This window comes from Paraclostridium sp. (assembly GCF_051656405.1).
Lineage (GTDB): Bacteria > Bacillota > Clostridia > Peptostreptococcales > Peptostreptococcaceae > Paraclostridium.
In genome coordinates, this window is record NZ_JBOGBV010000065.1 from 63,367 (window position 1) to 69,442 (window position 6,076).

Here is a 6,076-nt window from a genome sequence, read left to right on the forward strand (position 1 = left end):
TTTTTTAATAATACACTCCTCCTTTTAATTATTTAGAATTGTTTCTTATATGTGCTGCAACCTTTACGTCTTCTCTTTTTATATGACTAATTATCCAATTAGCAACCTTACTATTAATTTCACCTACTAAAACAATACTTGGGCCTTCTGATAAAAGCTTTTTCTGTATATTATCAACAGTATCGATAAAGTGTTGATGATACTTTTTATGATTATTGTAATCAGGATAATTATATTTTTTCTGTAAAACTTCTTCATGTCCAAAATGCGTTCTAGTATAAGAAGATAAAAATTTTACTGTTTTTTCTAATTCAGCTCTACCCTTACCTTTACTACAAGCTTCTAGTAAATCATTTATTGCTTTTATTAATTCTTTATGCTCTGTATCAATTTGTATATTACCAGTTAGTAAATCATCAGTCCATTTATATGCCATTTTGTCTCCTCGCAATCCTTTGCTTATTTTGGTAATTTTTAGTAAATTATATCATTTTTTAATTTTTAAATCTATTGCCATAATCAAAATTCATATAGAAAATATCTATTTTAAATTTGCATAAAATTAAATTTAACAATAATATAATCATAAAAAAAGATCTATTCAAATATCTTTTTTTATTAATTATCTGATTTTATATTTACCCATGCATTATCATATATTTTTTTAACATCCATTGGAAAATCTTCGTAAATTTCACATCTATCCATTATTTCTTTAGGCATATATGCATTTGGGTTGTTTTTCACATTATCTGATTGAGCTAATCTAGCTTCTTTATTTGGAGTAGTATATCCAATTTCATCAGCTATTCTTAATGCACTTTCTTTGTCACTAACAAAGTTTATAAATTTCTCTGCTCCTTCAACATTCTCAGCATTTTTAGGTATACATAAACTGTCTATCCAAAAATTTGCTCCTTCTTTAGGAACTACATAAACTAAATTAGGATTCTCATCTTGAAGATTTAAACCTTCTCCTGACCATATCATATTTATATCAGACTCACCCGATGGAATCATTGTAGTTCCATTATCAACACCATATATCGGATTTACTGTTTCTCTTTGTTTTATCAACAATTCTTTAGCTTCTTCTATTTCTTTTGGATTTTTTGAGTTTAAAGAGTATCCAAGTTTCTTTAAAGCAGCTCCCATAGTATCTCTATAAGTATCAAACATAAATACTTTATCTTTATATTTTTCATCCCATAAAATATCCCAGCTATCTACTTTTTCCTTAACTACATCTTTATTATAAATAATACCTACTGTTCCAAACATATAAGGTACTGAATATTTATTTCCTGGATCTATTTGAAGGTTTAAATAATCTTTATCCATTTGAGATATATTAGGTATATTGTCTTTATTTAATTCTTGTATAAGTCCTTTTTTAATCATTCTTGGCATTAAAGCATCAGATACTAAAATAACATCGTATTTAACTCCACCTTTGCTAATTTTTTGATACATTGTTTCCATATCGTCAAATGTCTCAACGTTAACCTTTATGCCATATTTTTTTTCAAATTCTTTTACTGTTTCTTTGTCTATGTTTTCTCCATAATTAAGAAAACTTATTTGTTCAGATGAATCTTTGCTGCATCCAACAAAAAATGCTCCAATCAATAAAATACAAATTGATAAGCTTAATAATTTAAATATTTTTTTCATACTTTAATCCTTTCCTTTAATATAAGATTATTCTAATACCCCAAACTGTAAATAGTCAATCTTCTTTACTTTGCAGTTTTTAATTAATTAATATTCATATTAAATTTTTAATTCCACTTTATGGGTATTTATTATTGAAAATAATAATTTTTTATATTATAATCTAAACTGTTTTGTTAACATAGGTCTAATAAGGTTATTATCCTGTGAAATATGTTTTATAGGGGAAATTATTTAATTTTTAGGTCGAAAATAAATTTTATAAGGAGGACTACAATGGAAAAAAATAATGAAACTGTATTTTGTTCTAAATGTGGACATAAAAATTTATCATCAGATAAGTTTTGTTCAAACTGTGGAAATAGTTTAAAGTCTATTGAAGATTCAATAAAAGATGCTACCACAAATATTAAAGATACTATTACTAACAATGAAACTTATAAAAAGTTTACTGATATAAGTGGGGATGGTTCTTTAAAGGCAGATTGGGAAAATGATGATATGATAAATTTCATTCAAAAAAATACTGAGTATTACATACCCAAATTTAAAGAAATGCAAGAATTAGAAAAAAGTATATCTTGGAACTGGGCATCATTCTTTCTTACATCAAATTGGCTATTCTATAGAAAAATGTATGGATATGGAGTTGGATTAATAATAGCTAATACAATATTTGCATTTATACCATTCCTAGGTTGGATTTTAAATATAGGTACAAATATTGTATGTGGTTTATATGGGAATAGCTTATATTTAAAACATGTCCAAAAACAATTAAGTTCTGTCGATGGACTTAAAGAAGATATAAAACATAGAGTACTATTATCTAAGGGTGGTACTAATTTAGTATTACCAATTGTTTTAACATTCTTAGTTCCTATATTATTATTTATACTTATATTCTTTGGAGTTACATTGTCTATAATGTCTAGTCCATATTATTATTAGTTAATAAAAAGGGTTATGCTATAAAAATTTATAGCATAACCCTTTTTTTAATATATATTAAATTTCTTCTTTTAATTCGTAACTATCATTCTCTTTAGGCATCACTTTAAATAATAAAATAGATGAGAATGTTAGCATAATCATATCAGTTATAGGTTGAGCATAAATAAATCCTGAAAAACCAAATACTTTGTTTAATATGATTAAGAGAGGCATATATAATAATCCTTGTCTTGATATAGATAATATAAATGCTACAACAACTTTACCCATAGATTGAGCTGAAGTTGTAGATATCATCTGACCTCCTACAAAAGGAAGTGATATAATTAGAGCTCTAAGTATGATAGCTCCTTTGTTTATAACCTCAGGTTCATTTGTAAATAATCCTATTAAAGAATTAGCAAATACCCCAAATATTAAAGCTAAGCTTAATCCTATTATAGAAGTTATTATTATGCCTTTTTTAATAATTTCTTTAACTCTAGTAATATTATTACATCCATAGTTATACCCAACTAATGGTTGGCATCCAGCAGAGAATCCCATAAATACAAATGTTCCTATAGTCATTATTTTCATAGCAACTCCCATACCTGCAACAGTTAATGTTCCATACCCTACAGCTATATTATTTACAATAACAGTTGCTACACCCATTAACATTTGATTTAGTGATGCGGGAACTCCTATTGTAAATATTTCTTTAAATATATTCTTATCGTATTTGAATTTCTTTAAATTTATTTTTAAAGTAGTTTTTCCTTTTAAAAATGCATAAGTAAAATAAATTAAAGTTGATGTTTGCCCTATTATAGTAGCTATAGCAGCTCCAGTTATCTCCATCTTAAATCCAAATATAAAAACTGGATCTAAAACTATATTTACAACAGTTCCTAATGCAAGACCTATTACAGATTGCATTATATTTCCTTCTGATCTTAAAAGTTGACCTAATGCATAACTACACATTACAGGAATTGCTCCAATAAACATTATAACTATATACTTATACGTATAATTAAAAGTAGCATCATTTGCCCCTAATCCTTTTGCAATATTAGGAGACATAAATATTCCTGCTATCATAACGATTATACTCATTATAATCAAAATACCAGTCGCTATTGATATAGTCTTATTAGCTTCTTCATAATCCTTATTTCCTAAACATCTTGATATATATGAAGACGATCCTGATCCTACAATTCCTGCAATAGCCATAAGCATCATAAATACAGGAAGAGATATATTTGCTGCTGCTAACTGATTTGCATCATTTAACATTCCTATAAAGTAAGTATCCACTAGATTATATAAAACTTGAATCATCATCCCCATAACCATAGGTATTGATAATTTTAGTATAGCTTTTGAAACTTTTTCATCTCTTAAAAGTCTAATTTTTTTATCTTCCATTTCGTCCTCCTATTTGTCACTTTCTTCTATTTTTTATACAAAATCTTGATAGTGTATTTAAAGCTTCATTTATTTCTTTTCTCTCTTCATTTTCCATATTATCAAACATATCATTTATACTTTTATATAAATTTTCTTCTAACTCAACTGCAATTTGTTCACCTTTTTGAGTTAATTCTAGATTTGTAAATCTCTTATCTTTTTTTGATTTAACTTTTACTACATATCCGTTATCAATTAAAATATCCACCGATGTTGTAAATGCCCCTTTTTGAATTCCTATAAATTCATTAATTTTACTCATTTGTTTATGTTCATGTTTATGAACAAACAATAAAATTTTTGCATGTGTTTCATTAAGATTAGAATCTAATTCTTTTATTGCCGAGTATTTAAATACATTTTTTGTAAAATGGTGTATAATCATTAAGTTTTCTATAAAATTTAAATTTTTCATAAGCGCTCCCCTTTATTAGTTTTAAATAAAACTATCTTGCTTTTTATTATATACCACCATAAACAAGGCTTAAACAAAAAGTTTTATTTAAAACTATTTATATTAAAATAAAAAACACTAACTGAGTTAGTTAGTGTTTTTTATTTTAATATTTTATTTACATAGCTCTTGTAGGGAATATAGCATCTAAAATCCCTATAACTACAGCTGCTAATAAAGCTCCTATAATAGATACTCCCATATTAGGCACTAAAAATTGAGCTGCATATATTATTATTGCTGCTATTAAAAATCCTTTTATTCCTTTTCCAAAAGGAGATGCATCCACTCCCATAAACATTTCTACTAAATAATCTAATACCGAAATTACAACAGCTGCTAATAAAAATGACCATATCCCATTTATTGTAAACCCTGGTGTTACAAATGATGTTATAACTAAAATAACTGCAACTAATAGGAATCTCCCTAGCCATCTCATTATACTACTATCATTACCGTTTTCATGTACCATAAAAGTCACTCCTTCGAATAAAGTAATTTTTTATTAATTTTTACAAATAATAAAGTAGATATAAATAATTAAATTTATGCTATTTTTATTTTTCTACTTTATAATCATATATTAACCACTCTATTTTAAAATATCCCTTACATAGTTTATAAATTTTAATTTTCAATTTTTTTTTGCATAAAAAACGTACTTATTATAAGTACGTTTTTCTGAAATTCATAATATAATTTTTTTAATTCAGCTTTACAAATTCCCAAGTTTCACCTTGATTTTTTGATTTGTAAAGAGATTCGGTATTTCCTTTGTAATCTCCATCTGGACCTTGTCCAATTGACATATATAAAACTCCATCCTTCTCATAAGGTATGTCTGGCATATCAAATGGCTTTATAACTCCTCCATTATCTAATGTTACTTCCTGTATAGGATATTCTACAAGTTTAAAGGATACGCCTCCATCATCTGTACGATATAACGACCCTTCGGTACCAGAAGGTCTTATTGTAGTTATAAATCCAATATTATCATTTATAAACTTAATTCCTCCAACACTTCCGATTGTTCCATTAAAAGGATTTTCATTTATAATTTCCCATATTTTACCCGAATCTGTAGTCTTGCTAAGTGAGTATAAACTACTGCCTAATGCTTTATCTACTAAATTAGCTTTATAGCCTACTTCTTTCGTTAGGTAAAATTCTTCTTTACTTTTATCTACTCCTCCCGATTCCTGCTCATAATCTTCTGGCTGATGAAGTAAACATGATTTGCTCCAACTTGAATTGTTTACTAAATTATATCTAGCAGGAGTTATGCCTTCGTTACCTGGAGTAAACAAAGATACAGTGTATCCCACAATTTTAGAATCTGTTTGCTCAATACCTGATAATTCTCCCTTTTCATTGATATTAATAATTCCATTCGAATTATATCCCCAATTTCTTTTTCCATAGTAAACTAATCCATAACTACCTTGATTCCACTTATCAACAGTTTCCTTAACCGGAATAACTTTAACTGTTTCGATTAATGGGTTTAATAATTTATCATAGTTATATTTA

The 6,076-nt window shown here is 26.7% G+C and carries 7 protein-coding genes; 1 reads left to right on the forward strand and 6 read right to left on the reverse strand.

The window, feature by feature from the left end; all coding sequences use genetic code 11:
• Window positions 1-28: 28 nt before the first annotated feature.
• Together ACRDDE_RS09745 and ACRDDE_RS09750 are read right to left on the reverse strand one after the other, a co-directional pair.
• A complete protein-coding gene (locus ACRDDE_RS09745) occupies window positions 29-436 on the reverse strand; it encodes a bacteriohemerythrin (protein ID WP_438627067.1) in 408 nt (135 codons plus the stop codon).
• Between the two features lie 182 nt (window positions 437-618).
• The gene (locus ACRDDE_RS09750) at window positions 619-1,674 is read right to left on the reverse strand and encodes an ABC transporter substrate-binding protein (protein ID WP_438627068.1); all 1,056 of its coding nucleotides are present in this window, start codon (window positions 1,672-1,674) and stop codon (window positions 619-621) included.
• 276 nt (window positions 1,675-1,950) lie between these two features.
• On the opposite strand from ACRDDE_RS09750, the gene ACRDDE_RS09755 reads away from it, so the two are divergent.
• A complete protein-coding gene (locus tag ACRDDE_RS09755) occupies window positions 1,951-2,625 on the forward strand; it encodes a zinc-ribbon domain-containing protein (protein WP_438627069.1) in 675 nt (224 codons plus the stop codon).
• A 57-nt stretch (window positions 2,626-2,682) separates the two neighbouring features.
• Here ACRDDE_RS09755 and ACRDDE_RS09760 read toward each other — a convergent pair whose 3' ends face one another.
• From ACRDDE_RS09760 to ACRDDE_RS09775, 4 genes are all read right to left on the reverse strand, one after another.
• On the reverse strand, window positions 2,683-4,044 hold the full coding sequence (locus ACRDDE_RS09760) for an MATE family efflux transporter (RefSeq protein ID WP_438627070.1): 1,362 nt from the start codon (window positions 4,042-4,044) through the stop codon (window positions 2,683-2,685).
• A 16-nt stretch (window positions 4,045-4,060) separates the two neighbouring features.
• On the reverse strand, window positions 4,061-4,501 hold the full coding sequence (locus ACRDDE_RS09765) for a MarR family winged helix-turn-helix transcriptional regulator (RefSeq protein WP_438627071.1): 441 nt from the start codon (window positions 4,499-4,501) through the stop codon (window positions 4,061-4,063).
• Window positions 4,502-4,658: 157 nt separating this feature from the next.
• Window positions 4,659-5,015 (reverse strand): phage holin family protein, encoded by a 357-nt coding sequence (locus tag ACRDDE_RS09770; RefSeq protein WP_114543667.1) that lies wholly within the window; start codon window positions 5,013-5,015, stop codon window positions 4,659-4,661.
• A gap of 232 nt (window positions 5,016-5,247) precedes the next feature.
• Window positions 5,248-6,076: WD40/YVTN/BNR-like repeat-containing protein (locus tag ACRDDE_RS09775; protein ID WP_438627072.1), on the reverse strand; the 829-nt coding region annotated here is incomplete at its 5' end.

Excerpts from the sequence above, each read along its gene's own strand:
- ACRDDE_RS09745 (WP_438627067.1), bottom strand. The coding sequence starts at position 436 with ATGGCATATAAATGGACTGATGATTTACTAACTGGTAATATACAAATT.
- ACRDDE_RS09750 (WP_438627068.1), bottom strand. The coding sequence starts at position 1,674 with ATGAAAAAAATATTTAAATTATTAAGCTTATCAATTTGTATTTTATTG.
- ACRDDE_RS09755 (WP_438627069.1), top strand. The coding sequence starts at position 1,951 with ATGGAAAAAAATAATGAAACTGTATTTTGTTCTAAATGTGGACATAAA.
- ACRDDE_RS09760 (WP_438627070.1), bottom strand. The coding sequence starts at position 4,044 with ATGGAAGATAAAAAAATTAGACTTTTAAGAGATGAAAAAGTTTCAAAA.
- ACRDDE_RS09765 (WP_438627071.1), bottom strand. The coding sequence starts at position 4,501 with ATGAAAAATTTAAATTTTATAGAAAACTTAATGATTATACACCATTTT.
- ACRDDE_RS09770 (WP_114543667.1), bottom strand. The coding sequence starts at position 5,015 with ATGGTACATGAAAACGGTAATGATAGTAGTATAATGAGATGGCTAGGG.